Source organism: Alkalibacillus haloalkaliphilus C5, assembly GCF_000269905.1.
GTDB classification, from domain to species: Bacteria; Bacillota; Bacilli; order Bacillales; family Alkalibacillaceae; genus Alkalibacillus; species Alkalibacillus haloalkaliphilus_A.
The window spans coordinates 1-1,689 of record NZ_AKIF01000253.1; the positions used below are offsets into that span (position 1 = coordinate 1).

At 37.1% G+C, this 1,689-nt stretch carries 3 protein-coding genes; 1 reads left to right on the top strand and 2 read right to left on the bottom strand.

Going from position 1 to position 1,689, the window contains the following annotated elements; translation table 11 throughout:
- The coding region (locus A194_RS19005) for a DUF3221 domain-containing protein (protein ID WP_040403276.1) at positions 1-469 on the bottom strand (469 nt) is incomplete at its 3' end.
- Positions 462-1,037, bottom strand: a complete 576-nt coding sequence (locus A194_RS0116165; protein WP_017187817.1) for a sigma-70 family RNA polymerase sigma factor — start codon at positions 1,035-1,037, stop codon at positions 462-464. The genes A194_RS0116165 and A194_RS19005, both read right to left, overlap by 8 nt.
- A gap of 165 nt (positions 1,038-1,202) precedes the next feature.
- Here A194_RS0116165 and A194_RS0116170 point away from each other — a divergent pair.
- Positions 1,203-1,689 (top strand): M20/M25/M40 family metallo-hydrolase (locus A194_RS0116170; protein WP_017187818.1); only part of this gene is annotated, 487 nt, incomplete at its 3' end.

Below are 1,689 nucleotides of genomic sequence, written 5' to 3' on the forward strand. Positions count from 1 at the left end.
GCTCAGGAACAGCGTGTGGAGGTTCTGAATCTTCTTGTTCTGAATGCCAAGCTTTTACTTTTTGTCCTATTTCTATATCTGAGTCATAATCAGAGTACCATACTGCTGTGTAGCTACTGGTATCCTTGTTTCTAGGTTCAACAATTAAAATTCGACCATCTTCAGATTTCATAACATACCCTTCAATACTAGGTTCTCCATCAGTTATTGGTTCTTGTTCATCTCGTTCTTCTCCTGGGCTCTCTGTCGTAGGTTGAAATAACGGTCCGCCATCATTGCTAGCGAAAATAACAAACGCAATGATTAGTGTTGCTACTAGTGGAATAGCTATTTTAAATGGAAACAATGGACCACCTGACTTATTAGAAGACTCGTGCTTAGCTTTACTCATAACCGCATGACGCTCCTTTTGGCTAAAACTTGTTCCGTTTTTATAAATTTCTCTTAATTGCTTCATTTTTTCATCCATGGTCGCCACCTCCTGACTCGATGATGGTTTTTAGGCGATCTCTTCCTCTATTTAGTCTTGCTTTTATAGTGTTTTCGTTCGATTTCAAAATGTTAGCTATTTCTTTTACTGTGAATTGTTCAAAGTAATATAAAATAATGACTTCTTTATACTTTGTGGGGAGTTCATAGATCTGTTTAATTAATTGTTTATTTTCATCAGTTTGAATAGACAAATCTTCTGGTGTTGTTGTTTCGATAGATTCTTTTTTAAGAGATTGAAGCAGTTTATCTTTTAACCGTTGCTGACGGTATTTAAACGATCTTAGATGGTCCTTACTCTTATTAATGGCAATACGGATAAGCCAACTTTTAAGCTGCGAATCTTGATTAAATTGATCAATCTTTTGGTAAACCGATATAAATACTTCTTGAGTGACATCTTCAGCATCGTCGTCGTTTTGAACATAGGAGTAGACGACCCGTTTGACGTCATGGCCGTAATGTTTCATGCAGTAATCAAGAAGCTCAATACGATCTTGTTCAGTGATCGTTTCTTTTTGCAATGCTTGAAGTTGTGAGACCGACATACCCAACCTCCTTTCGTTTACTTATTAGACGACACGGGATTTGTCGAGGTTGCAAGTTTCCAAGGAAAAATCTCCCCTAACGATTTTCTTTCAAAAAGTGTATAATAGACTTGAAAAATATAAAAGTTGATACACAATGTAAAAACAACGGAGGAACAAGATAGAATGGATGACATAGTCCGATATTTGCAAGACAAAGAAGGCGAGATGGTGTCGTTATTACGAGAGTTAGTTTTAATTGAATCACCATCAAGTGAACCGCATTTAACTGAGAAAATGGGTGATTATTTAAGCGAAAAATTCATCGAAATGACAAGTGGCACTTATACGAAACTCCCAAGTGACGAGTATTCTTCACACATTCGAGCTGAATGGGGTGAAGGGGAACGCCAGCTTCTAATCGTTACACACTTTGATACGGTTTGGCCGGAAGGAACGTTAGAAGACATGCCATTCAAAATAAGAGATGGTAAAGCTTATGGCCCAGGAACGTTTGATATGAAAGGCGGCATTGTCCAAGCTCTTTATGCTATTCAAAGTTTAAAAGATTTGAATAAACATTTAAATAAAAAAATCGTGCTCATGATGACGAGTGATGAAGAGTTAGGAAGTCCAACTTCAAAAGATTACATTATGCAGAGACCGAAAAGAG